The 24,693-nt window shown below is 48.8% G+C and carries 23 protein-coding genes, 2 tRNA genes and 1 pseudogene; 11 read left to right on the plus strand and 15 right to left on the minus strand.

Annotated elements, in window-relative coordinates; all coding sequences use genetic code 11:
• Positions 1–804 precede the first annotated feature (804 nt).
• Complete coding sequence (locus ACNKIB_RS02050) at positions 805–1,284, plus strand: hypothetical protein (protein WP_417908878.1); 480 nt, start codon at positions 805–807, stop codon at positions 1,282–1,284.
• Between the two features lie 1,030 nt (positions 1,285–2,314).
• A complete protein-coding gene (locus ACNKIB_RS02055; RefSeq protein ID WP_417908879.1) occupies positions 2,315–2,494 on the plus strand; it encodes a hypothetical protein in 180 nt (59 codons plus the stop codon).
• 437 nt (positions 2,495–2,931) lie between these two features.
• Here the strand turns inward: ACNKIB_RS02055 and ACNKIB_RS02060 are convergent, their stop codons facing one another.
• From ACNKIB_RS02060 to ACNKIB_RS02075, 4 genes and pseudogenes are all read right to left on the minus strand, one after another.
• On the minus strand, positions 2,932–4,368 hold the full coding sequence (locus ACNKIB_RS02060) for a tyrosine-type recombinase/integrase (protein WP_417908908.1): 1,437 nt from the start codon (positions 4,366–4,368) through the stop codon (positions 2,932–2,934).
• Between the two features lie 18 nt (positions 4,369–4,386).
• A pseudogene (locus ACNKIB_RS02065) lies at positions 4,387–4,542 on the minus strand (DUF6538 domain-containing protein); the annotation flags it as partial.
• Between the two features lie 256 nt (positions 4,543–4,798).
• Complete coding sequence (locus ACNKIB_RS02070; protein ID WP_417908880.1) at positions 4,799–5,179, minus strand: type II toxin-antitoxin system VapC family toxin; 381 nt, start codon at positions 5,177–5,179, stop codon at positions 4,799–4,801.
• Positions 5,176–5,400 (minus strand): AbrB/MazE/SpoVT family DNA-binding domain-containing protein, encoded by a 225-nt coding sequence (locus ACNKIB_RS02075; protein ID WP_417908881.1) that lies wholly within the window; start codon positions 5,398–5,400, stop codon positions 5,176–5,178. The genes ACNKIB_RS02070 and ACNKIB_RS02075 overlap by 4 nt, the downstream gene beginning before the upstream one ends.
• Positions 5,401–5,564: 164 nt before the next feature.
• Here ACNKIB_RS02075 and ACNKIB_RS02080 point away from each other — a divergent pair, with 164 nt between their 5' ends.
• Together ACNKIB_RS02080 and ACNKIB_RS02085 are read left to right on the plus strand one after the other, a co-directional pair.
• Positions 5,565–5,840: a DUF1778 domain-containing protein gene (locus ACNKIB_RS02080; RefSeq protein WP_417908882.1), complete on the plus strand. Its 276-nt coding sequence runs from the start codon at positions 5,565–5,567 to the stop codon at positions 5,838–5,840.
• Positions 5,828–6,322: a GNAT family N-acetyltransferase gene (locus ACNKIB_RS02085; protein WP_417908883.1), complete on the plus strand. Its 495-nt coding sequence runs from the start codon at positions 5,828–5,830 to the stop codon at positions 6,320–6,322. Before ACNKIB_RS02080 ends, ACNKIB_RS02085 begins: the two co-directional genes overlap by 13 nt.
• A 204-nt stretch (positions 6,323–6,526) precedes the next feature.
• On the opposite strand, the gene ACNKIB_RS02090 is transcribed toward ACNKIB_RS02085, so the two are convergent.
• The 10 genes from ACNKIB_RS02090 to ACNKIB_RS02135 form a co-directional block, all read right to left on the minus strand.
• Positions 6,527–6,838, minus strand: a complete 312-nt coding sequence (locus tag ACNKIB_RS02090; RefSeq protein ID WP_417908884.1) for an STAS-like domain-containing protein — start codon at positions 6,836–6,838, stop codon at positions 6,527–6,529.
• Complete coding sequence (locus ACNKIB_RS02095; protein WP_417908885.1) at positions 6,835–7,800, minus strand: hypothetical protein; 966 nt, start codon at positions 7,798–7,800, stop codon at positions 6,835–6,837. Before ACNKIB_RS02095 ends, ACNKIB_RS02090 begins: the two co-directional genes overlap by 4 nt.
• Positions 7,801–8,018: 218 nt before the next feature.
• Positions 8,019–8,528 carry a hypothetical protein gene (locus tag ACNKIB_RS02100; protein ID WP_417908886.1) on the minus strand — a complete coding sequence of 170 codons (510 nt, stop codon included), beginning with the start codon at positions 8,526–8,528 and terminating at the stop codon, positions 8,019–8,021.
• A gap of 309 nt (positions 8,529–8,837) precedes the next feature.
• Positions 8,838–9,641 carry a hypothetical protein gene (locus ACNKIB_RS02105; RefSeq protein WP_417908887.1) on the minus strand — a complete coding sequence of 268 codons (804 nt, stop codon included), beginning with the start codon at positions 9,639–9,641 and terminating at the stop codon, positions 8,838–8,840.
• Between the two features lie 233 nt (positions 9,642–9,874).
• Positions 9,875–12,352, minus strand: a complete 2,478-nt coding sequence (locus tag ACNKIB_RS02110; protein WP_417908888.1) for a DUF3987 domain-containing protein — start codon at positions 12,350–12,352, stop codon at positions 9,875–9,877.
• A gap of 219 nt (positions 12,353–12,571) precedes the next feature.
• On the minus strand, positions 12,572–12,790 hold the full coding sequence (locus ACNKIB_RS02115) for an AlpA family phage regulatory protein (RefSeq protein ID WP_417908889.1): 219 nt from the start codon (positions 12,788–12,790) through the stop codon (positions 12,572–12,574).
• A 198-nt stretch (positions 12,791–12,988) separates the two neighbouring features.
• Positions 12,989–13,348, minus strand: coding sequence for a hypothetical protein (locus ACNKIB_RS02120; protein WP_417908890.1), 360 nt, complete (start codon positions 13,346–13,348; stop codon positions 12,989–12,991).
• An 87-nt stretch (positions 13,349–13,435) separates the two neighbouring features.
• Positions 13,436–13,918, minus strand: coding sequence for a hypothetical protein (locus tag ACNKIB_RS02125; RefSeq protein ID WP_417908891.1), 483 nt, complete (start codon positions 13,916–13,918; stop codon positions 13,436–13,438).
• Complete coding sequence (locus tag ACNKIB_RS02130) at positions 13,905–15,110, minus strand: tyrosine-type recombinase/integrase (protein ID WP_417908892.1); 1,206 nt, start codon at positions 15,108–15,110, stop codon at positions 13,905–13,907. Before ACNKIB_RS02130 ends, ACNKIB_RS02125 begins: the two co-directional genes overlap by 14 nt.
• A gap of 203 nt (positions 15,111–15,313) precedes the next feature.
• A tRNA-Leu gene (locus ACNKIB_RS02135) sits at positions 15,314–15,400 on the minus strand.
• Positions 15,401–15,570: 170 nt separating this feature from the next.
• Between ACNKIB_RS02135 and ACNKIB_RS02140 the strand changes: the two genes are divergently transcribed.
• From ACNKIB_RS02140 to ACNKIB_RS02150, 3 genes are all read left to right on the plus strand, one after another.
• Positions 15,571–16,545, plus strand: a complete 975-nt coding sequence (locus ACNKIB_RS02140) for a bifunctional riboflavin kinase/FAD synthetase (RefSeq protein ID WP_417908893.1) — start codon at positions 15,571–15,573, stop codon at positions 16,543–16,545.
• A gap of 75 nt (positions 16,546–16,620) precedes the next feature.
• Positions 16,621–16,980, plus strand: coding sequence for a CGGC domain-containing protein (locus ACNKIB_RS02145; protein ID WP_417908894.1), 360 nt, complete (start codon positions 16,621–16,623; stop codon positions 16,978–16,980).
• Positions 16,981–17,412: 432 nt separating this feature from the next.
• Positions 17,413–18,327, plus strand: a complete 915-nt coding sequence (locus ACNKIB_RS02150) for a sulfite exporter TauE/SafE family protein (RefSeq protein ID WP_417908909.1) — start codon at positions 17,413–17,415, stop codon at positions 18,325–18,327.
• Here the strand turns inward: ACNKIB_RS02150 and nifE are convergent.
• On the minus strand, positions 18,290–19,696 hold the full coding sequence (nifE, locus tag ACNKIB_RS02155; protein WP_417908895.1) for a nitrogenase iron-molybdenum cofactor biosynthesis protein NifE: 1,407 nt from the start codon (positions 19,694–19,696) through the stop codon (positions 18,290–18,292). The genes ACNKIB_RS02150 and nifE overlap by 38 nt on opposite strands.
• A gap of 395 nt (positions 19,697–20,091) precedes the next feature.
• Between nifE and ACNKIB_RS02160 the strand changes: the two genes are divergently transcribed.
• From ACNKIB_RS02160 to ACNKIB_RS02175, 4 genes are all read left to right on the plus strand, one after another.
• Positions 20,092–20,934, plus strand: a complete 843-nt coding sequence (locus ACNKIB_RS02160) for a C-GCAxxG-C-C family (seleno)protein (RefSeq protein WP_417908896.1) — start codon at positions 20,092–20,094, stop codon at positions 20,932–20,934.
• 145 nt (positions 20,935–21,079) lie between these two features.
• A tRNA-Gln gene (locus tag ACNKIB_RS02165) sits at positions 21,080–21,153 on the plus strand.
• 177 nt (positions 21,154–21,330) lie between these two features.
• Positions 21,331–21,609: a hypothetical protein gene (locus ACNKIB_RS02170; RefSeq protein ID WP_417908897.1), complete on the plus strand. Its 279-nt coding sequence runs from the start codon at positions 21,331–21,333 to the stop codon at positions 21,607–21,609.
• Between the two features lie 111 nt (positions 21,610–21,720).
• Positions 21,721–24,342 (plus strand): efflux RND transporter permease subunit, encoded by a 2,622-nt coding sequence (locus tag ACNKIB_RS02175; protein WP_417908898.1) that lies wholly within the window; start codon positions 21,721–21,723, stop codon positions 24,340–24,342.
• Positions 24,343–24,693: the final 351 nt, after the last annotated feature.

A 24,693-nucleotide genomic window follows, 5' to 3' on the forward strand; every position in this document is an offset into this window, starting at 1 on the left:
CTTAGACTTTGGCTGTCGTACATGGAAGTCTCCTCTTCTTGAACTTTGAGCGGTTCAGAATAGCGAGACTTCCATATTCTCCCGGAACTGTCAAACTTCGGGAGTCCCCCGGCAGAGCCGGGGGTTTACTTATTTAAATTACTATGATTAATCATTGAATAGGATTGGTCATCATTTATCTGTAATTCATCTTCAGAGCAGGTGTTGTTATAGATTATTAAAGTAACATATCTTTTTTCTCTTGTTGTGGGTTAATCAAATATTATATTTGATCTTAAGAGTATTTAAAGGTTGTTGCTGATCTGCTTAGATGGATTCAGCTCGTTGATTACTATGTATTTTTTGCCCCTAAAAAATTTTTTGGCAAAAAAGTAAATATTACAACTAAGTAAGGTTGCACTCTCAGGAAGTTGTCTATTTTTGCTTTAAATCAATTTTTCAAGCCAAGCACTCTCTCCCCCCATTAGTAACCGACAGGAGAACCGATCTTAGGCTTGTTCTATGCGTTTTCTGGTCGGTCTATCTTGCAGGTTGGCTGAAGGAACACCACCAGAAGAAAGGACACACCTGCTCAAAAAATAGGCTTTCAGGAGAATATAAAAATTTAAGATATATATAAAATAGATGCAGCATACACTCTGTTGAAAATAAAGGTATAAGATATGAATAATAAATAGGAAATGGAAATTTTTGAAAATTACGACAATGGTCTAAAGAACGCCCAACTGTTCAAAATTTATCGTGATATTTTCAAATCAAAGGATGGGTCGAGAAAATTTAACAATATTTGCAATAAGATAATAGATGGATATATTAAAGGTTCTGGATGAAACAAATTTAGAAACGCTTCCAAGATATGAATCTTTGACTGATGATGCAAAGAGAACTTTTTTGTTGAAAATTCAGAAAACTAAGTTGTTTCTTGAAAAGAGAGAAAATAGATATAAGTTTAATGACTGGCTCAAGCAAATAATCATAAATCTGCTTTATGCAGATGAAACATTTAAATGGATAAAATATTCACGTGATTCAAATAATTTTAATAAAGATGGCTACTACTATAAACTTCTTGTTTATTTTAATGATGCAAGCAAGCAGAAAGATGCAAAACTATATTACTATACATTTTTATTCATTATTTACTCTTTAAATTTTCTTGAAATTATAGAACATAAGGTAGGATTCTATGATAGAGAGAAAAATGAAGGGATAGAATCAAGGTTTGTATTTAGTGGATATGGAAGAAATTTATTTTCTGTCATTGAAGAAGATCGCAGTGTTTGAAAGCATGTTATACCAAGATTTGATTATAAAGACTGAAAGAATTTCTAGGAAAGTAAAAGAGAATAGATTTTTTACGAAAATTGTAAAATATATTGATTCTGTAGATATAAAAAGGAAGAAGGAATTTATAAAAAAGTTGATAGTATTTATAATGAGTTGAAACTGACAGTTAAAGTTGAAGATACAATTTACAAGAAGGTTTCACTTGTAGATGATTTGTGGATTTACAGGAAAAATAACAGTATAACTTTGAAAGAATTAAATTGTGAAATTAAAGATTCAGAAGAAGTAAACGGTAGAAAGAATACTACTTTAAAATATTATGATAAATTTACTTCAGTTAAAGATAATTCAATATCAATTACAGACAAAAGAAGAAGTCGATACGAAAGGGAAATTAGTACCAGCTTATCGTTACTAATGCAAAATTGTAAATTATGCATTAGTTTTAATGGATTATATCAACGAAGCAAGTATGTTGATTCAAAAAAAGTGACTTATTAAAGATCAATAAAATGTGTTTTGAAATAAATAAGAAAAGTATGTCTAGAGTATATTCAAGAAATTCATGGATGTGTCATGGGCGTTGGTATGGTGGTTTATAGGTTAATCTTCCAAAGACATGCAGAAAGAATATATATTTGAATGATGATGAGCCGCTGGCAAGACTTGACTTCAAGGCGATGCACCCTCGTTTAGCGTATCATCTTAAAGCAATACCATATCACGATGATCCATATATCATATATGGATACGATAAGGAATATAGAGATATATATTTAAGATAATTGCTCTTGTTGCATTTAATGCGGAGGATGATCGTTCTGTGATTATTGCTATTTCTGACAAGTTACAAAAAGAAGGGTTAGTAAACCTAAATTACAAGGATGCTAAAAAATTACTGGTTGATTTTAGAATACAACATCAATAAATAGATATCTTTATCACATATGATTTCGGAATCAAAGCGATGTATTATGACTCGAACATTATTACTGATTGCTTATCTGAGCTGATGATCAAGAGAGGTATGTTTATTTTAACGGTACATGACGAAATATTATGCGAAAGAAAAAATATAAATGAAGTCAAGAATCAGATGGAAATAAGATACAGGAAGGTGCTGAAAAAAGCACTTGTTGAAAGAAAGCTAATTAGAGCAGATCAACCACTGCCTGATGACTTACAGGCTATCGTTGATATTGAGTGAAGGGAGCACGTAAATTTTGAACAGGATTGCGTTGTTCGTTGCTGGCTAATAGGATTCCATGTTTGCCAGCAAAATTTGATTTAAAACGAATTTTGTGTATTCTCTCGAAAATAGAAGAATCGGGTGGTGAAAACAACATGCCACCCGCCAATTTCAAAACCTCTATAATGGGCAAAATGCAATTCAATCCAGTAGCAAAATTTTGTCCAGCAAAATGTACCTGAAAGGGGAGACTCAATTAGCATGGTTGAAATTGAAAAAATGGATCCAAGTTTAGCCTCTTGTATTAAAAAATGAAAATTCAGGGCAATTCTGTACGTTTCAGACAGAAAATAAACATATCTCCCACGGGAACTTTTTCATTTGAAAATACTCTTCATTATTCCACGGTAATTTGCAACCAGAATGATTTACATACTTCACAAGGTTTTCATATTTCACATCAAGATGAATATCTGAACCATATATAATTGATCTACAGCACCATTTTGCTTGAAATGATCTGAAACATTATTTCTAAATGAATGAAAACCAATCCTTCCTTTTTTATCCTGCTCATAAATTTTGCAATCATATAATGATCTTGAAAACCATCTTGAAACAGGTCTTCCCTTTCTTTCTTCATTAGAAATTTCAGGAAATAAAAATTTTTCATTTCTACCATCTAACCATTTGATATATTTTATAAATCCAAGTTTGATTAAATCAGGATGAACAGCAAGATTTCGCTTGCTTGCTGAATTCTTAACAGATGTTTCCTCGGAATCTGTTATATTTATATAATAAATGTCATTATCTTTTTTAATATCTTTTAATCTGAGCTGCGCAAGTTCGTTAATTCTTGCACCAGTATATATCCCTAATATTGGCATCCAATATTTAAAGTATCTTCCATCAGTTATTTCTTTTTCAGAGAAAATCTCTTTGGAAAAGATTGTTTCGAGTTCAATATTTGAAAATGGCCTGAAGGATTCAACTTCCTTTTTGGATTTTACCCTTCTCCCTTTTAGTGGATTCTTTTCTAATTTTCCGCATTGATAGGCGTAATCTAAAAACATATTCATCAGATTTATATACTTATCATTTAAAGTTGCAGCGGAAACGGTTTGTTGTAAATTATTTTTTGTTTTTTCATCTAACCCTTCAACTACTTCACCTTTTTTCAATTTCTTTGCATAGACAATAGCATCTTTCAGAGAAATTTTACCCTTGAATCTTTTCGTGAATTGAGACGGAAACAATAAAAGATTTGAGAAAAACTTATTAATCAAATCATGATTTAATTCGTGAATATATAATTCTTCACATGATTTATTCGTAGAAACTTCAATGATAGAAAACAGGTTTTCATAAACACCTTTATATTCATTTTTCGTTTTTTCTGCCCACCCGGTTTCTGATTCTTCCCAGAATGTGGTAAAAAAGTCTTTCAATAAAACACCTTCAACCTTTTTCTGAACATCGTTCACGTTCTGCTCAGGAGCATAGCTGTATTGATGATCGTAACCAGGAAGATTGCTTCTGAAAATTCTTTTTCTGCATTCATGCTCATGCAGCATTTGAGCTGTTCTGTAGCAAAACAGATTGTATTCCTTAGAATTTTTTGGAACCTGCAACCCCTTCCATTTTATGATTCTGTCTGCAATATCCTGAAGTTCTGGAATATTGTTCCAGTCAACTGTGGACTCTTCAAGAGCGATATATTGGTTATAGTCGGGCGGAATAAATTTTATATGGTCATATTCATCATTGAAATCAGGGTCATGCGTTTCAACAGCCTGAACATATCGTTGATAGATAATATCAAAAGCATGATCAACAGTCTGGCGAATCTCCTTCCATGTAATCAACGGATTTTTCTCTGTTCTTTTCATAACGAGATCAAATACAATTTTGAGTTCTCTTGAAAGGCTAATAGCTTCGCTCTTCCGGCTTACCTTCAAGGATTTAATGAACTCTGTCTTACCGTGATGCTGCCGGGTGGTTTCGGGAAGGCTATGGCGAAAATAATACGTGTCAGCCTTTTTGACAAGGTAAGATGCGGCCATTTTGTACCATGAGTTTGTACAAAAGCCCCGCAAATAGAAACAGGGCTTTGATATTTTCAATAATATCAAAGCCCTGGTATTTAGCTAAAATGGTGCGAAGGGGAGAGCCACTAAAAGCGAAGTAACGATACGAAACAAAATAAAAATTCAATCCGAATAAAAATTTATTTTTTCAAAATACCCGCTTTTGTACCCGCTTTCTGCAAATCTGTTGGGCATCGTTTCAGTGATTCATCGGGGCGGCAAGACAGGGCGTTCAGCCTTGCTGCTTCCTGAAAAACTTCACTCCCGGCAGTCCTTCAAAATGCGCGTCCGAAGTGATCAGCAAGGCATTGTGAAACCGGGCTGTGGCATAGATGATGGAGTCTGCGAAAGAAAGGGAATGTTCTGCGGAGAAGTCGGCGGCAGAAAGAGCAATTGCCGTTGACAGAGGCGCAACGCTGCCCTGCTCGGTCACGGCGGCGACTTCCAGAGCTGTTTGCAGATTGCACCGCCGGGCTGTCCATTTGTACAGCTCAAACTGAACTGAAGTCGGCACGATGACCGATTCAATCCGGTTGAAATACGGCTCAAACTGAGCGCAGAGCGGCCCGTCTGTCAGCCACTCAATCCAGCCGCACGTGTCGATCAGAATCATTCCGGGCTGCGCTCCGTCCTGTCCCTGTATTCGGATGAGTCGGCGCATTCACAGCCGGAGAGCATTCCCCTTGCCTCTTTGACTGACCGCTGCGGAATCAGCTCAATGATGCGGCCCCGCGCAAGCAGGGTGAATTCCTGCCCTGCCTTGAGGTCAAGGGCATGGCGCATGGCTTTGGGAATGGAGAGCTGAAACTTGCTGGAAAGTTTTGCCTGAAGCATGATTTTACCTTTTCTTTATCGTTCTTGTTTTGAGCATAGGCTGTTGCTGATCAGCGCACAAGTTTTTTCTGATCGTTCCGGCTTGGTCAGGCAGTTGCCCCCCGCCTTGACGCATGGCCGCCGTTTTATGTATATTGAACGTATATACAACAAGGAGGAACGCCATGCAGACAGAAGCACGAAACGCGCCGATCAACATCAGGGCGCGGCAGACACAGCGGGAGCTGATAGACCGGGCCGCCGCCGCCCAGCACAAGAGCCGGTCAGACTTCATTCTTGAGGCGGCCTGCAAGGAGGCGGAAAACGTCCTGCTTGATCAGCGGCTGTTTCTATTGGATGAGGGACAGTTTGCGGAATTTGCCGCTGTCCTGCGGCAGGGCATAGCCGGAAACCGGCAGCTTGAAACTCTGCTTTCCCGTCCGGCACCGTGGGAAGAGTGACCGCACCGGAGCCGCTGGCTGCCAGCCATGAGACCGGCGGCTTTGCCTGCGGCGTTTCGTCCCTTGATGACTGGCTGAAAAAGCAGGCGTTGAAAAATGAGGTCTCCGGCGCATCACGCACCTATGCAGTTTGCGAGAGCGGCAGCCGGAATGTGGTCGGCTTTTATGCGCTGGCAACCGGCAGCGTGGCCCGCAAGCAGGCTCCGGGCAGAATCAGCCGCCAGATGCCGGAACCCGTGCCCGTGGCTGTTTTGGGCCGTCTGGCTGTTGATGAACGCTGGCATGGCTGCGGCATCGGCTCCGGCCTGCTGAAAGATGCGGTCATCCGCACGATGGCGGCGGCCCGGCATGTAGGCATCCGCGCCCTGCTTGTCCATGCGCTGGATGAGCGGGCAAAGGCGTTTTACCTTGAGCGCGGCTTCATTGAATCGCCGATTGAGCCGATGACCTTGATGCTGAGTCTGGCGCAGACAGCGGCATGAGTGCGCCAGACGGAGGCACCTAACACGCGGTTTTCTGCGGTTTACAAAGGTGCAAGGGGATATTTGTTATGGCTTTACTTGCGCTACAGTGTGGCGTTACTGACTACTTCGCGATAAGGGGAGGGCCGAGCAAAAAAACGGGTAACATGCAACGCACGTACCCGATAAAAAGAGACCAACGAACTATAAATCTTGGTCTGTGTTTTAACAAACTTCAGGCATAGGTAATTTTGAATAGCCAAAATCTAATGCTGCATTAATCAATGCCTTAATGTTTGAATTACAGTTCCTAAAGGTTACCTTTTCAAGAACCGAAACCCCTTCTTGCATGACCAGATTTGCAAACAGCGCATTAGAAAAAGAGCTGTTCATATTTCTCACTCCCATAAAATCGAAAGCAATGCTTCCCCCTCTATGTATAGATGGTACCACCTCATTCTGAAGAAAAGACAGTGCAGTATCTCCGTTTGCACATAGCTTTCCGAAACGCTCTTCTATATAAATAACAGTTTTCATTCAAAAGTTCCTCCAATTCCATTTTTCCTGATTAAACCCAAATCAGTTTTTGATTTCATCAGGAGCGAATAGCAGTTTTTAAACTCGGAAAAGTTTTTTCTTGTAAAGAGAAAACTACACAATGTTCCATCAAACGCATTCTTTTCTCCTAATTTCCTCTCTCCTTCTGAACTGGACAGGAAGCCTTCTCCTGATATAATTATAAATTCTCCTTTTAATTTTTTTACAGTATCCCATAGGAGTGTCAATCCTACGCCCATATTAGGAGAAGCTCCCCATGCGTAGTGACGCTTTGAGGAACAAGAAACATTGGGTTCTAATGCTTTCTTGATTGCCCCAATATCATCAAGTTCAGATGAATAGTAATCTGACCCCTTGAAACTGTTTCTAATTCCTATGCCGCAATCTGCAATTGCAACTCGTACATTATCACCTGACTGGGCATATTGCGCATGGGCGAACGCTTTAGATTTAAAATTTGCGCAAGATGAATGCTGAATACAATTGTTTCCTAATTCAGTTATTGAATATTCAAAATAGTCAAAAAGCCCTGTTTGCTCAACATCATCCAATTTCGCCTGATCAGGCTCCATGCAGGTCGCAATTTCAGTGGCTAACGCATCTGTATTGTTTGTTATTTCCCGAACAGGAACAAAACGTCCGGCAGCCGGATGCCGCTGAAAATTTTCTTCAAGCTCCAAACCGCATTGTTTAAAAAAATCCATTCGTTGTAAATAGGCATACGCGGAACAGGTGCTATGATTTTTTATAGTAACTTTTTTCCCTTGAGCTAACCAACGATGAAACCTCGTGAGTAATGAAACTATTGCCGCAGGTACATAGTAGCTAACATTCTGAAAATCCACCTGAATATGTTCAGCATCGCTAATATCGCCAATGCTGCAAATAAATTCAAAGAGAGACCTCTCAAAAACTTTATCAGAAAGTACTATTTCTTTCATAATATTGGATAGTTATTTTTCAAGTCGAAACAATCGACTGAAGAATTCTCTCTTATACTCCCAACATTATGAATAAGCAACTTTCTTTTTTTATTTTAAACCATTTTTAAACAAAAATATAGAGAATACATGCTACCGTCCATGCAGCCTCTCTTAATAGGATTTATCACATTGTTTTTTTTATGATTATCTGCCGCTGCCAGCCATCATCTTCAACCTCATCCGTACCCCTCCTGCCCCTCATCCTCAATCAGGTATTCTTCCGGCACCTCATCCGAGACCGGCTTGCTCACCGTGACGTGGATTTCAAGCGGCTCCCTCTCCGCCGGTGCCTCTTCCGGCTGATCTCTCCACCTTCCCGGCTGGCGATTGCCAAGCCAGTATTTCAATGCCGCCGTGTCGGGCGGCATCTGCTTCCGCCGGGTCACTTTCTTCAGCAGCTTGCCCTCCGCATCCTCTTCCGTCATCACCTCTTCAAGGACGTAAAAGCCCGCCGCTCTGGACTTCAGGCTCTCTTCCATCCTGCCGCTGTCGAAAGCGTCCTTGCCAGCCCGCACCGCAGCGGCAAATTCCTCATGCTCCTGCTTCCACAGATAAAAGGTTGACCGGGCCACGCCCAACGCCTTTATCACCTCGTTGTCCGTTGCGCCGCCCTTGAACATGCCTTCCACAAGGCTGTTGAACTTCTGATCGTACTCTGTCGGCCTGCCTGCCGTTGCCTTTGTCATCTCCGCACCCCTTCCGTGTCCGAAAATTGGTTTCCGCAGCAGCGGCACGGTTCAGCATGATGCCTTCGCGTTCCCTTGAAATGTCATCCGCCGCTGCCTCTTTGTCTGAAAAGTATCATCACCTGCCTGCAATCTGCCGGGAGCAGGCAGGACATTTCATGCGGGCGGCTTGCTCTCTCTTCTGCCGCTGCCCTGCGGCTGATCGTTGTTTTTTATTCTGCGGAAGCAAAAACGCTGCTAAAGTTGCTAAACCTGCTAACGTTGCTGATATTGTTCAGCATCCGTTTGCTAACCTTTTGCTAACCTTTGCTAACTTTTTGCGAACACTGCTTCCGCCCGCCGCGCCGCCTTGATCTCCTGCCATTTCCGCCAGTCATCCGGGTTGAAAATCTCGTTGACGTGATGCTCCAGCTCCTCATCAGACGCGCCCAGCTCCAGCGCGGTCTCAAAAGGCGACTGCCCATCCTGCCACCAGCGATATTTTGGCTCACAATCGCAGGGAATCCGCAGCCTGCCCTGATCGTCAAGATAAGGAGCTTTAGGCCGGGCGGCGTGCAGCTCCTTGACCTTTCTGATGGTCTCCTTTGTCTGACCCCATTCCGCCCATTCTTCAGGGCTGGTGTTCGCCTCATCCGCAAGCCCGTCAATAACGCATTCAGGTGCGCCCAGCTCCAGCAGCTTCCTGATGCCGATCAATCCCGCCTTGATCATGGAGCCGACAACCGGCTTGTGCTTCAAGATGAATCTCTCTGCCCGCTCCCGCTCTTCGCTGCCTGCAACAGCTTCCATCAGGCGGGCTTCCCAATCAGCAGAAAACGCGCCGCTTGCCGCGCTTGAACAGGCCGCAGGCAGATTTGCCGCTGTCTGTTTCAGTCCGCCCGGATGCTTGTTTTCACTTTCACCCCTGCTAAAGCTGCTAACCTTGCTAAAGTCCCCATCAGTGCTGGCTTTGCGGGCTGCTGACCCGTTGCTAACCTCTGCTAACCTTGCTGCATCTAAAACAAACCGTTTCCGCCCCAGTCCGCCCGCTGCGTTGCTCCGATCAGCAGCAGGCGGCAGAGAAGCTGCGCCGCCTTGGTTCAGCCTGAACCGTTTTCTGTATGCCGTTTCCATGTCCATTTCTTTGTTTCTGCCAGCTCACCCCTGCTAAAGCTGCTAACCTTGCTAAAGTCCGCATCAGTGCTGGCTTTGCGGGCTGCTGACCCTTTGCTGACTTTTTGGCTGGAATGCCGCTTTAGCAAAAAGTTAGCAAAGGTTAGCAAAAGGTTAGCAAATGGATGCTGAACAATATCAGCAACGTTAGCAGGTTTAGCAACGTTAGCAGCGTTTTTGCATCCGCAAACGAATCAGTCCGCCAAAAAGCTGCTGTTTGATTCCGGGTGGACTTCCCACCATTCGCGGCTTTTCTTTCCGCTCTGGCAGATGACAGGGGGCTTTTTCTCTCCTGCCGCAAGCTGCGGTTCCAGCAGGTGGTTGTGCGCTTTCAGGGTATCCACCGCCTTTTTTGCCATTCCTGCCGAGCGCACCGGGCCGCGCTGGTACATGTCCGGCAAGGCGACTGTCTTCAGCCCGCTCTCATGAATCCAGCGCAGCACCTTTTCCGCATCCAGCAGATGCGCCGCCGGATTGGACGCGCCGCAAATCCGCAGGGCCTCATTCAGATACCATGCCGCAGCTTCAACGCCGCACTGCATGGCCCATTCCTCCACGGCCACTGCCGCCGGGTTTTCAAAGAGCTGCACCGTGCCAGCTATCCGGGCCGCATGTTCCGCCGCCTTGTTCGCCAGCCCGCGCACCGGCTCAAGGGTCTGCTTAGGCCCTGTTTCCGCCTCAACCTGATTGTAGAAGGCAACCCATGCCTGCTTTGCCTCATGGCTCAAAGTCATTGCAGGCGGCTGTAATTCCTGCTTGTTGCTCTCTTCCCGGTATTGTGCCTGCTGTGACAGCAACACGTCGATACGTTCATGAAGCTGCTGCACTCCTGCGGTCTCAAGGGCGTTGACCGCGCTGTATGCCCTGCCGCCTGCTGTGCTTGTCGGCCATGCGGCCAGCATCCGGGAGCCAAGGCCCTGATCCCGCAGAATGGGATTGCTGAAGAAGTCCAGCCCCACCTTGTCCTGCATCATCAGATGCACAGCCAGCCGCCGCCCGCGCAGGCTGCTGGCCCCGTCCATGACCCGGATTCTGTCCACCGGCGCACCGTCCCAAAATTTGGACAAGCCCGCAGCCGTGGCGAGAATGGTTTCCTGCCGCATTCCATGCCCGCCCGTGACCTGCCCGCCCTCATCGGCAAACAGGCCCTTGGACGGCACCCCGGCCTGAAACAGCTTGTACATGCCCTCAAAGGTGAAGTCTGAAACGAGCCGTTTCTGATCAAGCGGCTTTTTCGGCTTTCGCCGCTGCAATTGCTCAAGGGTAACTTGCTTCTCTTCCGCAGTCCGCTTGCCGTCATTGATCAGGACAGACTTTTCCTTGTCCCATGCCGCCAGCTCCATTTCATAGAGGGCGCACAGGCTGTCCATGTCCTTGTCCGCCTGATATTCCGCTTCCCGGTGCGGCCTCAGCACCACCTGATCAACAGCGGACTTGCGCTCGCCGGTGGCCGCAATGGTCAGCAGGAAGAGGGAGAGCGGAAAGCCGCGCCCGTCAATGTGCATGTCCCGCAGCGGCTGCACGGCAAGATTCGCCGAAGCAAGCACACATTGCGCAATCAGGGCATCAGGAGCCTGCACCGCCTGCTGAATGTCCCGGCAGGCCGCCGCCATCACCGGCCCCAGCACATGAAAAGGGAACGGTTCAGACAGCTCGTTTTTCTTGATCAGCGGCAAGGGGCTGTCCGGCTGCTCTTTAGCATGTCCAACCATGCCGCCCAGCCGCTCCAAAACAGCCTTGCCCGCCTGTTCCGCCTTCTTGAACTGCTCCTGTATCGCTTCGGCGGACAGATCGTTAAAGTCCTTTTCAACGGGCTTGTCCGTGAAGCAGGAATCATCAGGAACAACAAGAAAAACGGACATGTATTTATTGCTGTTCCTGACACGCTCCGCCGCTCTCAACGCCGCCCGCTGCCCGGTGAAGGTTGTGTCCGAATCCACCAGAACAAAAACTTGGCTGAACTTTCCGTGCATGTTCCCCATTTCGGCAAGGTTGCCCGCGTCGCCGCAGACCATGCCGCTGTAGCCCATAGCCAGCATTGCGGAAAGCGTGGTTTCCAAGCCTTCGCCGATGACAAGGCTGCCGCTGTCGTTGTACAGCAGCACGGCAAGGCCCTTTTTCGCCCCCTGATAACGGGTTTCGCACTTCCGGCCCTCAGCGTCAAGCAGGGTTAAATGGACGGCTTCCGGGGCTTCTGCGGCCTCTGCTGCAAAAGGGTGCCGCATGGCGCAGACTATCGAGAGCTGGCCTTTATGCTCGTTCAGGCGCATATTCAGGGGAATCTCTTCCAGCTCAATTCCCCGCAGAGCAAACGCCTTTCTGATGATTTCCAGCGCGTCCGCATCACGTCTGGATTTGCTCCAGATATGAGCGGGCAGATTGTTGCTGTCCTTGTCTTTGCCTCCTGCCGGGCTTGCGGTGCCATTCAGCGGCCTGCGCTGGCCATTCGCTGGCTCCCGCTCAGGCAGCAGCCCTTTGGCCCGCAGCTCATCTTTCACGGCCTGATAACCGCAGCCCGCATGACAATGAACGGCTATGCCGTCTGCGCTGTCCGTAATCGACAGAGACGGCTTTGCATCGCCATGCGCAGGGCAGCAGGTCAGCCAGCCGCCCCCGTTCTTCTTCTCCTTGCCATTGCCCAGCGCGTGGGCTATGTTTTCCGCCAGACTCATGCTGTCACTCTCCCTGTATCCTTTGACATTGAGGAAAGAGCAGAGTAAACAGAGAACAACCTTGTCCTGCTATGGAAAGGGCGAGCGTTCCGGGGCCTACCGCCTGCCAGCAAGACAGCCTCGGAACGCGCTTTTCCGTTGCAAGAACGGTTAATTATCTGTATAATATCTCTGCATTCAAGTTGACTTCGTTGTTCTTGCCGCTGATCTCTTCCCAGATCATGCGGCTTTTCTTTGGCCGTCATGCCCGCCCTCCTGCGCCACCTTCGGCAGCCCGTCAATCCATGCCTGAATCTCATCAGACCGCCATGCAACCGAACGGCTGCCAAGCCGCACCGCCGCTGGAAACTCCCGCCCCTTGATCTTGGCATAAATGGCACTCTTCTTTAATCCGGTTGCCTGCTCCACCTGCCCCAGTCTGAGCAGAACTGCTGTCATTGCTGCTTCCATCGTTTTCCCTCTTGGTTGGTTTGGCGCGTTGCGCACGGTTATGGAGTTCGTTTCATTGTCAATGATAGAGCCTCAAGGAAAGAATTGCTGGTAATTGCCAAACAAAAAAGGCAATTGCCAAATATGACAACTGCCTTGAATAAAAAGAAAATAGTGCAAAATCCCGCTGCCAACAAAAAGCAGCCTCTAAGAATTTTTGTTCTCTTCTATCCGTTCCAGAGCATCGGTAATTATTTTTCTCAGGCTTGAATTCTGGAAGCCTTTATCTGAATACCCCGCTTTGCTCAGTTCGTCCTGAAAAGCATCGGCAATTGCTGAAATATTCGGCTTGTCGCCGTTCCGGTATGCACCGGTATCCTTTTGCAAATAGACTGTCTGGACAAATCCGCCGATAATCTTCAGCAGATTATTTTCTCTTTTTTGGGACTGGGGAGAATCAGTAATGGAATCGCTGCCTTTTAACTCTTTTTCTGTTCCTTTATAAGGGTATTCTTTATTGAGCCATGCAAAAAATGACGCGCCTTCCAATAGAAGAGTCGTAGGCAATCCCTCTCTATCATAGTAATTGTCAATACACCCATCAATAACTGCTATTATGTTTTCATCGAATTCTTGTAATTCATCACTTGATGCCTATTCATTTTCTATTGTAATTTTACATTTAATTTTTCTGTCAAGAATGGCTTCCAAGAGTCTCTTGCGTCTAATTTTATTATTTCTGTAAAATAATTCATAAAATTCTTTGTCTATCCAGTCGTTATCTTTATCTTTAACCAGCCGCAAAAAATCTTTGTAATCCCTGCTGTCCAACTGAAGCCCCATATTATTTTCTTTTATCTGGGAGTTATGCAAAAGTGCTTTCAATGCAGTTCGCTCCATTGCCTTTGATTCTGCCTCATCAATTATCCTGAATGATTTTTGGTGCCAATCAGTCATATACGTTGACTCGCCAAAGCCTCCGGCTGCACACATTCCCGCAGCCGTCTTTTCATAGCTTAACTGATTTCCTTTTTCTGAAAACAGGCTATTGATTTCAGTTTCCTTTTTGGCTTCCTTTGATGCTTCCAAATAACCTTGAATTCCTCTTTTCCGATTGCCCTCATCAAACTTTGGCATATTCCATCTCCTGCAATAAATTTCCCCACCACTGCATCAGCTCCCGCCGCTGCTCCAAATATTCGCTTCTATGATATGCCGCCCGCACCTTGTTGCGCTGCTCATGGGCAAGAGCCTTTTCAATCACATCGCCGTCAAAACCTTCCTCGTTCGCCATAGTGGAGAAGACGGCCCGGAAGCCATGCACCGTGGCCTTTGAATGGTAGCCCATGCGGTACAGGGCATAAAGCATGGTGTTCTCTGAAAGCGGCTTCACGCCGTCCCTGCCGGGGAAAATCAGCCCTTCCTTGCCGTAGAGCCTGCCCGCCCGCTCAAGGACAGCCACAGCCTGCCGTGACAGGGGCACTGTGTGCGGGCTGTCCATCTTCATCCTTTCGCCGGGAATGCGCCACAAGGCCGCGTCAAGGCTGATCTCTGCCCATGTTGCCCCGCGTGTCTCACCGCTCCGGGCCGCTGTCAATATGGTGAACTGCAAGGCAAGTTTCGTGGCTATGTCAATGTCCGCCCGCATGAGGGACTGCATGAACTCCGGCAGCTCATCGCCGGACAGCGCGGCCCGGTGAACGACCTTGCGGCTCTTTAAGACTCCCTGCATGTCGGCAGCCGGGTTATAGGTGGCCTTGCCGCTCTGCACCGCATAACGAAATACAGCGTTCATTCGTTGCAGCAGTTGCCGGGCGATCTCCAAGGCACCCCGCTTCTCAATATTCTTGGCGATCTCAAGAATCATCGGCGGCGTGACCGCATCAACCGGACAGTCACCGATAAAGGGGAAGGCATCGCGTTCCAACGTGCCCAAAACAGCTCTGGCATGGCCTCTGCTCCACCGCTCCTGCTGCCGCTCCATCCATTCGCGGGCCACCGCCTCAAAGCTGTTCGCCGCCGCCTCACGCTCGGCTTTCTGCTGCTCAATGACCTCTTGTTTTTCCTTCTGCCGCTCATGCGACGGATTTTTTCCCGCCTTGACCTGCTCACGCGCCTCAGCTCTCGCCTTCCGCGCCTGCTCAAGGCTCATGTCCGGGTATTCTCCCAGAACGCAGGTTGATTCCTTGCCGTCCACTCTGAAACGGTAACGCCATGTGCTTTTTCCAGACTCGGCGACATGAAAATAAAGGCCCTGACCGTCGGGCAGCTTGTAGGGCTTGTCTTTCGGCTTGGCTTGGCGGATTTGAACTGCGGTGAGTTTTGACATGATGCGGCTATCGGGAAGGCAGCGAAATAACGCAGCGGGTATGTTGTTTACCTTGTCAGATACCCGCAGTTATACCCACTTCATGCAGCGGAAGTCAACGGACTTTTTTGGACGAAAACGGAAGGAAAGGCAAAGAAAAACCCGCTAACCTGTTAAGGTTGCGGGCTTTATGATACGTCAATGGACGTTACTGAACTATGATATGGTGCCGAAGGGGAGAGTCGAACTCCCACAAGCGTACGCTCACTAGACCCTGAACCTAGCGCGTCTACCAATTCCGCCACTTCGGCATTGCGCCGATTAATATGCCTTATTTGGGGGATGGTGTCAATAAGTTTTCATCACCTTTACCTGCTTTTTTTGCCAGAGCGTATGAACTGTTTGCGGCTTTTGTCTGCTTGAGGTACATATTCGCTGTTATTAGAATCTGAGACCTCAACCTGAAATTGTGCGGAACACCATGCAGCTCTACAGAAACTTGCAGGAGATCACCCGGCCTTTCCATCGCCCCATCGTTACTATCGGCAACTTTGATGGCGTGCACTTGGGTCATCAGTTGCTCTTCAGCGAGGTGTTGGTTAAGGCGCGGCGTAGTGGCGGTACAGCAGTGGCCATCACGTTCGACCCGCACCCGCTCAAGGTACTGCGGCCCGAAGGTATCCGCCTGATCTCTTCTGTCGAGCAAAAGATCGAACTGATCCGTTTGGCTGGCATTGACGCGCTGGTGATCATCCCCTTTGATCGTCAATTTGCCCAGACCACTGCGCCAGATTTTGTCGAACAGATTCTCTGTCATACGATCGGGGTGCAGGAGCTGGTGATCGGTTATGATTATGCTTTTGGCCGGGGACGCGAGGGCAATATTGCCTTCCTGCAACAACAGGGCCAAGACAAAGGCTTTCCAGTCACAGTTGTGGAAGCGCATTACGAGGACAACCTGCCGGTCTCCAGCACTCGCATCCGCCAATTAGTCATGGACGGACAAATGCAAGAAGTACGCCGACTGCTCGGTCGTTGCTACCACATCCGGGGCGAGGTGCAGCGCGGCAGGCAGCGCGGCAGAGGCCTGGGGTTCCCAACAGCCAATCTGCATATTTCTGAAGAAGACCTTTGCCCGAAGAAAGGCGTGTACGTCACCCAGGTGGTCTGCGGCGGCAAAATGTACGGCAGCATCTCCAATATCGGTCATAATCCCACCTTTGGCGAGAACGAATTGGTTGCGGAAACTCATATTTTTGATTTTAATGCTGATATCTATGGTCAGCCTATCCGGTTAAACTTGCTTCGTCATCTACGCGGTGAGATCAAGTTTGCTTCCGCAGAGGAGCTTTCTGCGCAAATCAGCAAAGATGTGGAAATCGCCCGGCTGGTGCTGGCTGATGCGGCACGAGAGCGACTGCTCACCTGCGAAGAAGCAGCTGACCGGCAATATTAGGCTGCAACACGGCGTGTTATTGGCTGCTGTGAGTTGCAGCAGCTTTTTTCAATTCTATAAACAGGAGGATAAATCATGGCTAAAATCGCAATCCTTTATTGTAAGCAGATCAAAGATCATTCGTGCATTGCCTGCGCCAAATGCTACAAAGGCATGGCCGAGAAAAACGGTGAGTTTGCCCGTTACAAAGATGAAGACATCGAATTGGTGGCGATGACTGACTGCGGTGGCTGCCCCGGCCTGACTGTGCCAAGGGTCAAACTGCTCAAGGAAACCACCACCAATATTGGTAGGCCAATGGAGGTGGTCCATCTTGGCACCTGCGTGAAGGCGGCAATGGAAACCGCAGCTTGTCCGCTAGTATATGATGACCTGAAGGTGACGCTGGAGAAGAAATTCGGCGTGCAGGTGGTGCTGGGGACGCATTCCTATTAAGTTCTGCTGGTTGAGCCGCAAAGTCAGGCAGCAGAACTCCTGATTTTGCCTCTTTAGCAGCACGTTTGCCTTGCGGTTCTCCCATGCCGCAAGGCATTATTCCTTTCCTGCTCGCTGGCAAAGCAGTTCGGCTTGGCAAAAGAGGAGTTTTGCCGACTTGCAAAGGAGTCTGGCCGATTAACAAAGGAGTTTGGCCAAGCCGCAGAGGAATCTTGCCGACTTGGAAAGGAGTTTAAGTCGGCCAAACTCCTTTGCGGCTCAACAGGAAAGCAGTTTGGCCAAGCAAAACTCCTCTTCTGCCGAGTACAACTCCTTTCTGACCGAGCCAAACTCCTTGGTAAACGAGTCGTATTCTTCCCTTACTTCTTTGCAATAGATCTTTACGAGCCTGTCTTCTCACTAAAAATACTTTCCGCTAAGGCCTTGCCTGTGATGACTGATCTGCTCTTCGTCACCTTTCCTGCATCTGGCGTGCAAACGTGGGTTTTCCTACCACCCCTGACTGCTTTTATCGTTTCTTTCTTCACTTCAATGGGGGGATTGTCTGGTGCATTCCTGCTTCTGCCGTTCCAGATGAGTATTCTGCATTACACCGCGCCTTCGGTCAGTGCTACCAACCAGCTTTTCAACGTTGTTGCCATTCCCAGTGGTGTGTGGCGTTATACCAAAGAGCGGCGCATGGTTTGGCCGCTTACCGCAGCTGTTATCATTGGTACGTTACCCGGCGTTTTGATCGGAGCCTGGGTCCGGCTGGAATATTTGCCTGATCCCAAGCAGTTTAAACTGTTTGCCGGATTAGTTCTGCTGTATGTAGGAAGCAAATTTCTGACAGATCTCCTCAGGAAGACAGCAGCAACCAATCAAAGCAAAGCTCCAACGCAGCCCGCTGAGTTTGTGGTCACGGACAGCAGGTTTTCCCTTAAACGCGCTGCCTTCAGTTTTGCTGGTGAGCAGTTTTCCTTTTCTGTACCCAAGATTTTCCTGCTGACCTTTGTTGTTGGCATTATCGGCGGCATCTACGGCATTGGCGGCGGGGCAATTATTGCGCCATTCATGGTCGCTTTCTTTCGTCTGCCAGTCTATGCAGTAGCTGGTGCTTCGTTAATGGGCACGTTCATCACCTCGGTAGCTGGAGTTGGTATCTATCAGCTCCTGGCGGTCTTTTATCCCAACCAGTCTGTTGCCCCTGACTGGCAGCTTGGGTTTCTGTTCGGGATGGGTGGCTTCTGCGGCATGTATCTGGGTGCCCGCTGCCAGAAGCACCTTCCTGCCCGAGCGATTAAGATGCTTCTCTGCTTTTTTCTCTTTTTTACAGCAATGAATTATATCGTTGAGTGGCTGCGCTGAGTCCCTCTTCCCTTCTTGGCACAAACCGCCAAACTGGACTCATCACCGAGGAATACACCTCTTTGGCGAAGTTGAGCATCCCCTCAAAGCCAGCCAGAGCCTCCTTGCGCTCGTGGTTGTGGTCGCAGAAGCCGATGCCTAGCTTATAGGCAATGGGCCGCTCCTTGACTCCGCCGACAAAGACATCCACGCCTTTTTCTTTCAGAAACGAGTTCAGCTCCAGCGGGTTGGCATCGTCCACAATGACCGTGCCGGGATCAGTTATCGCTTCGAGTTCGCGGTAGTCCTCCTCAGTGCCGGTCTGCGAGCCGACCATCACCACCTGCATGTCGATCAGGCGGAAGGCTTTCACCAGCGAAAAGGCTTTGAACGAGCCGCCCACGTAGATCGCCGCCTTCTTCCCGGCCAAAGCCTTGCGGTACGGCTCCAGCTTCGGCACCAAGTCGCGCACCTTCTCCTGCACCAAGGCTTTGGTGCGCTCCATGATCCGGTCTGTCTCCGGGTCGTCCGGGTATTTCTTTTTGAAGAAACGGGCGATGTCGTACAGCGCCTCAGACATGTCCTCAATGCCGAAATACGAGACCCGGATGACAGGCGTGCCGTACTTGTCTTCCATCATCTTGGCGAGCTGCATGGTCGAGCCGGAGCACTGCACCACGTTCAGCGCGGCCCCGTGCGCCCGGCAGATGTCGCCTACCCGGCCGTCGCCGGTGATGTTGGCCACAACTTGAATCCCCATGCGCTCGTAGTACTGGCGCACCATCCAGATCTCGCCGGCCAGATTGAAGTCGCCGAGGATGTTGAGGGAGTATTGGGAGATGCCTGTTGTGCCGCCCGTGCCAATCAGCCGGAACATGGCCTCACAGGCGGCCTGATAGCCTGCCCGCTTGTTTCCTTTGAAGCCTTCTGACTGCACCGGAATCACCGGTAGGCCGGTCTCAGCGGCCACGTCCTTGCAGACTGCTTCCAAGTCGTCGCCGATGATGCCGACAATGCAGGTGGAATAAACAAAGGCGGCTTTGGGGTTATGGCGGGCGATCAGCTCCAGCAGGGCACGACGCAACTTCTTTTCGCCGCCGAAGATGACATCCATCTCCTGCAAATCTGTGGAAAACGAGAGCCGGTGCAGCTCCGGCCCGGAGGAGAGTGCGCCCCGGATGTCCCATGTATAGACTGCGCAGCCGATGGGGCCATGCACGAGATGCAGTGCGTCAGCAATCGGGTACAGCACCACCCGCGAGCCGCAGAAGACGCAGGCCCGCTGGCTCACTGCCCCGGCGAGGCTGTCCTTGTTGCAAACGAGGTTGAAGGGCTTCTCACCCTTGACGTGAATCTGATTCTCTCGCTCTTTCAGCAGCACTGCTTCCATGATCGTTCCTGTGCGAAAAATGAAGATGTTTGTTCCGCAAGGACTCTTGCAACTACTGTGCCGGAAGAAAAAGTTCTCGCAAAAATAGTTTATTTCAGATAATTAACTTGGAAACCTGACTCGATGGCGCAGGATAAAAATTGTACAGCTGCCGACACAAATGAATAACCGCTGCGTTTTTGTCCCGCTTTTGCCACCAGAGGCGGAGCAGTCAGGTAAGGGATAGTTCTTTTTTTTAGAAGCAGCTTTTTTTATTTGACGCAGTTGTTACTGCGTGGTACCTTGACATGGAGCTTTCAGTTACTTTGTGGTACACAGAACACGACGGCTGTTCTTAGAAGGGAACAGCAAGAATGTTTTTCAAAAAAAGAAGTAAACCAAGAGGAGATTGTACTGTGGAAGAGAAACTGGTCAAGGAAATCGAGCAGGAAGGCGTGTCAAGACGGCAAGTGCTGGCAGGGACAGGTGCGCTGGCGGCGGGTGCAATTCTGAGTCACGTCGGGGGGCTGATCAGCCCGGCAGTGGCTAAGGACGGCACCACCGAGCAATGGCCTTGGCCCTACGAGAAACTTGACCCGGAGAAGACCGCCCAGCTTGCTTACGAAGAGTGGTATAGAGTTTTCTGCGGCGCAGCGGTGATCAGCAGCATTTTCAGCCAACTGCGCGAGAAAGTTGGTGGGCCGTACAACTCCTTCCCCATTGATTCCTTCATCTATCTGGAAGGTGGCCAGGCAGGCTGGGGAACAATCTGCGGTGCCCCGGCTGGTGCCAACATGGTCTTCAACCTGATTATCGGGCCTCGCAAGCCATTGACAGATAATACCACTGCCCATGAGATGTGCATTGACATCATGGAGTGGTACTCCAAGGCAAACATGCCGATCTATATGCCGAAGAACCCGAAAGTCACAGCAGAACTGCCGCACACAGTCAGCAATTCCCCGCTCTGCCATCTGTCAGTAGGTAGGTGGATGAAGGCTGCCAACAAGCCGCTCGCTAGCCCGGAAAGAAAGGATAGATGCGCACGAGTGGCCGCTAGCACAGCCTACAGGGCCGTTGAGCTGCTGAACGATTGGAAGGACGGCAAGTACAAAGCCACTGGCGAGTTCAACTGCGGCAAGATACATGGTATCACCGGCCAGCAGAACTGCAACGACTGTCATGGTGCCAACATTCCAGAAGCACCCAAGGCTCCGCCGGAAGCTCCAAAGGCACCGGAAGCACCCAAAAAGGCGTAAGGGGAAAAAGATATCGGGGACGGGGTTAGCACCGTCCCGGTGCCAAAGCGACTTGTTTTCACTAGCAGATCTTATTTCTGTTGCTCGGGATATAAATCTTCTCTTGACATCTGCCGTACTTTTTTATAAACTCCGTCCATCCTTTTGGGGGATGGTCTAACGGCAAGACAGCGGACTCTGACTCCGCTTATCGGGGTTCGAATCCCTGTCCCCCAGCCATAATTTTCCGTTTTTTGGGAAGCATTTTTGTAGTATTTTCCCTTCCTTCGTCTTTTCAGCTAGCTTTTTTCTGGTTGTCGTTAATTCCCTGATAAAAAATTTGTTGTTTTCAGTGCTGATTGAAGTATATTCTTTCAACAGAATCTATCTTCTTGTTTCAACAAAGGAGCACACGTTATGTCACTGCTTGCCGAGTATCATCTCTACATCATGATCGCCGCTCTGGTCGGCCTTGTTTTTTTTATTCCTTCAGAATACCGAAAAAAGAAATCAATCATCACAATGATCGTCGTGCTGGCTTTTTCCAGCGGTTATGAGCTGGTTATGAAGGAGCCTGTGACGAGAATGCCGAGCCGGATCAACCGCGCTCTGAATCAAGATGGTGCGGATCACGATGAAAATACGCATTATTATCAAGATCCAATCAGCCGCTCTAAAAAAACTTACAATAATTAACGAGGTCAACGAGTAGGTAGTGCTGCTTATTAGCCAGCATCTCTGGCCATCAGTGACTGACTAACTCTCGACGTTGCGGTATTACCTGAAAGAACTGTTCAGAAGGAAATCATGCGGTTGCCAGGAAAGGTCATCGGATTTTCCCTAGGGAAGCCGAAGGCGATCATTGCGGCTCTGCTCATAGCCACGCTGATCCTCGGCGCATTCCTTGTCCAGGTGCATGTAGATATGCGCCCGGACAATCTGCTTGCAACAGACGAGCATGTCTCAGCTGTTCACGAACAGATCAAAAAAGAGTTTGGCTTGCATGACGTGGTGGTGCTGGGCGTAGTCAACAAGCAGCACCCTGACGGTGTGTTCACCCCAGAAACGCTGAAGAAAGTTCATGCTCTGAGCACGTTCGCCGCTACCTTGGTCGATTTCAAAGACCCGGAACAGCGGGTGGTAAGCCGTGACATTGTTGCCCCAGACAACGTTGATACTATCCTCCAAGCTGGGCCGGGCCAGGTGCGTTTTGAACGGCTGATGCAGAAGCCGCCCACCAACCGCGAAGAGGCTCTGAAAATCCGCGACGCAGCCCTAGCGCATCCGCTGCTGAAAGGCACGATGGTTTCCGAGGACGGCAAGGCACTCGCCATTTCTCTCCCCATCACTAACAAGGATTACGCTTATACGGTGGCCAAGCAGCTGCGGGAGAAGATCAAGGAGCTGGAACCTGCAAACGGCGAGGAGTTCCATATCACTGGTCTGCCGGTGGTCGAAGCCTTCTTTGGTAGAGATATGCTCAGGCAGATGGCTATTTTCCTAGCGATAGCCCTGCTGATAATTTTCCTGCTTATCTATTATTTTTTCCACAACCTCCAGCTCATCATCGCGCCCATAATCTTAGCGGTCTGCACGGTGATCATCACGATGGGCCTGCTAATCGGCACTGGCCATACCTTGCACCTCCTGAGTTCGCTGATCCCGCTGTTTATCCTGCCCATTGCCGTGATTGGCTCGATACCTATTTTGGCGGAATTTTGCGCCAGCTATCACCGCTTCCAGGATAAACAAAAGACCCTCCTCCATGTGATGGATGAACTGTTCGGCTTCCTGTTTTTCGCTTCGCTGACCTCGGCAGCCGGTTTCGCTAGCCTTGCCGCTGCCACACCGATCCTGCTGGTGCGGGATTTCGGCATATTTATCAGTGTTGGTATCCTGCTGGCCTGGTTGCTCACTGTCACCTTCATTCCGGCGTACATCATGTTGATCTCGGACAGCAACCTGGCGCATTTTGCCAGCAAACCTGTCGAGAATTCGCCGTTCAATCGCCAGTTGCACTGGATCGGTAAGATAGCATCCAGCAAGCCTTGGTTGGTGATTGCCGTACATATCGGCCTTCTCCTTGTCGGCGGGGTCGGTATCTTTATGATTCAAGTGAATGACAACCCGGTCAATTGGTTCAGTAAAAACCAGGAAATCCGCGTGGCGGATAGGGTGTTGAAAGATCATTTCGGCGGCATCGACGCAGCCTATTTGATCTTGTCCGGCAATGCCCAAGAACCGACTGCTGCTGAAGCTGCCGAGCTGCTGAAAAAAGAAATGGAGCCACTGGAAGTGTCTGTGTTCAAAGATGCCGCCCTGAGTAGCATCGCCCAGGAAACGGCAGCGGCCAAGACCAGCACCGAGTTGCTTGACACCTTAACTGAGGCCTGGAATAGCGAGCTGGACAAGGTTCTCCCAGAGGATGAGGCGGTTTATAACTTTTGGACCGCAGCGATTGAGCTTTTGGAAAAGGTTCGTAGCCGCAAAGAAATCTTCAAACGGCCTGACATACTGCGCTATCTTGCCGAGTTGCAGGCGCATCTCGCCCAACAGGGCGATGTGAGCAAATCGCAGAGCATCAGCGACGTGGTAAAAAAGATATATCAGGAACTGCATGAAGGCGATCCACAGCGTTTCACCATCCCGGACACCGTTGACCTTGTAGCTGATACGTTGCTTTCCTTTCAGAACAGCCATAACCCGGAGGCTCTCCAGCATTTCGTCAATCGAGACTACACCAAGGTCAATCTCTGGCTTCAGCTCCGCAGCAACGACAGCAGAAACATGGAGCGGGTGATTAAAGATGTGGAGCAGTATCTTACCAGCCACCCACCACCGGTTGAGTTGAAGCATGAATGGGCCGGGCAAACGTATCTCAACCTGGCCTGGCCGAAAAGAATATTCACCGGAATGCTGAAGCCGTTGTGCGTCAGCCTCCTCGTGATTTGCGTGCTGCTGGCCATTCTGTTTCGCTCGCCGGTCTGGGGTCTGCTGGCGATGCTGCCGCTGTTCTGCACCATTGTTTTCATGTATGGTGTCCTCGGCCTGATCAGCAAGGACTGCGACATGCCGGTGGCAGTGAGTTCTTTGCTCTTGCCGGGCTTGGTCGGACATTTTGCCATCTATTTCCTCCAGCGTGCCCGACGGACAATGGTGAAAACCGGAGACTGGGCGGAGACAATGCGCAGCCTGTTGAATGAGCCTGCCAGGGTAATCTTGCGCAATATCATGGTGATTGCTGTTGGTTTCATGCCACTGCTGCTCGCCTCAGTAATGCCCTATCAGATGGCGGGCGTGTTCCTGGCGAGTGCCATGCTTTGTTCTGGCTTGGTCGTTCTCTGGCTGTTAACCGCCCTGCTGACGGTGACGAAGGACTGGATTTTCAAGAGGGAGATCAGAGCATTCGCGCAACAAGCCGCAAGCTAGCAGTGCGGCTCGTTTGCCAAGGAGTTTGGCTCGGCCAGAAAGGAGTTATAGTCGGCAACAAAGGAGTTTTGCTTGGCCAGACTGCTTTCCTATTAAGCCGCAAAGGAGTTTTGCCGACTCCAACTCCTTTCCAAGTCGGTAAGACTTCTTTGCGGCTAATCAGAACTCTTTTGGTACCCGGCCAGACTCCTTTTCTGCCGAGTACAACTCCTCTGTTGCCAAGCCCAATTCCTTTGTCAGCGAGCAAGAAAGGAATCTTTTCTAAGCGTTAGGCAAAAAATGTCGCAAGAAGAGAAAACTGAAGGCTGCTTACTGCAACTAACGTGTTGATGAAGACAAGAAGCCTAAGAG

The organism is Candidatus Electronema sp. PJ (assembly GCF_048287395.1).
In the GTDB taxonomy this organism is placed as follows: Bacteria; Desulfobacterota; Desulfobulbia; order Desulfobulbales; family Desulfobulbaceae; genus Electronema.